Origin of the sequence: Mesorhizobium sp. M2A.F.Ca.ET.067.02.1.1 (assembly GCF_004023285.1) — a bacterium.
GTDB lineage: Bacteria > Pseudomonadota > Alphaproteobacteria > Rhizobiales > Rhizobiaceae > Mesorhizobium.
In genome coordinates, this window is the sequence record NZ_RZSB01001206.1 from 1 (window position 1) to 1,046 (window position 1,046).

General features: G+C 62.5%; 2 protein-coding genes and 1 riboswitch. Both genes read left to right on the plus strand.

Annotated features, from left to right (window positions below; genetic code table 11):
- The first annotated feature begins 98 nt into the window (after positions 1–98).
- Positions 99–176, plus strand: a riboswitch (adenosylcobalamin (AdoCbl) riboswitch).
- A gap of 46 nt (positions 177–222) precedes the next feature.
- On the plus strand, positions 223–432 hold the full coding sequence (locus EOA28_RS36770) for a CbtB domain-containing protein (protein WP_042638334.1): 210 nt from the start codon (positions 223–225) through the stop codon (positions 430–432).
- Positions 433–629: 197 nt separating this feature from the next.
- Positions 630–1,046, plus strand: a 417-nt coding sequence (locus tag EOA28_RS36775; protein WP_148671149.1) for a CbtA family protein, incomplete at its 3' end; no start/stop codon positions are given.

Below are 1,046 nucleotides of genomic sequence, written 5' to 3' on the forward strand. Positions count from 1 at the left end.
CTCCGTGGTCCAGTGAAATTTCGGCCAGGCGAAGCCGCGTTGGCCATTACATGTCGTTGACAGGCGAACGAAGTGCTGACAAGTGTTTTAGCGCTATACGGGATTGGAAGCCGGTGCGAGTCCGGCACGGTCGCGCCACTGTGATCGGCACCAGCCGAAAGTCAGGCCTTATCCCGCAGCACAGTTGGATCAACGGGACGCAGCATCCCACAGGAGGTCAAAATGTCCGACACCACCTTCGCCCCGACCTACGGCCCGGTTGCGATTCCCGTCCGCGAGCTTCTGCCCTGGGCAATCTTCGCCGGCCTGATGCTGATGTTGATGATCTATTTCGTCGGCGCGGAAGAAGGCGCGACCTCGCTGATCCGCGGCACGATGGTGCATGAATTCGTGCATGACGGCCGCCACCTGCTCGGCTTCCCCTGCCATTAGGAGCGGTTCAGCGAAGGCTGAACCGTCCTAGGTTTTGGTCTGACGCGCAATTCCGGACGGAAAACCGTTGCACACTTTACCTGGAATTGCTCTGGAGCGGCTTCGGCATCGCTGATGCCGTTCTGAGATTTGGCCTAATGCAATTCCGGGCGGAAAACGCTCAATTTTTCCGGGAAATTGCTTGAAGGGACTCTGACATGGTCGGAAAACTTTTGCTGCGCGGCATGCTTGTCGGGCTGGTGGCGGGGATTCTGGCGTTCGCCTTCGCCCGCGTCTATGGCGAGCCGCAGGTCGACAAGGCGATCGCCTTCGAGGAACAGCAGGCGCAGGCCGCCGGCGAGGCGCCGGAGCCCGAGATGGTCAGCCGCGTCACGCAGGCAGGCATCGGTCTCGCGACCGGCGTGCTGGTCTATGGCGCGGCGCTTGGCGGGCTGTTCTCGCTGGTCTTCGCCTATGCCTATGGCCGGCTGGGCTCGCTCGGCCCGCGCGGCACCTCGGCGCTGCTGGCGCTGCTCGGCTTCCTTGCCGTGATCGTGGTTCCGAGCCTCAAATACCCCGCGAACCCGCCCGCGGTCGGCAATCCCGAAACCATCGCCTACCGCACCGAACTGTTC

What these genes read in the sequence shown, in the direction of transcription:
- EOA28_RS36770 (WP_042638334.1), top strand. Translation starts at nt 223, where the DNA reads ATGTCCGACACCACCTTCGCCCCGACCTACGGCCCGGTTGCGATTCCC.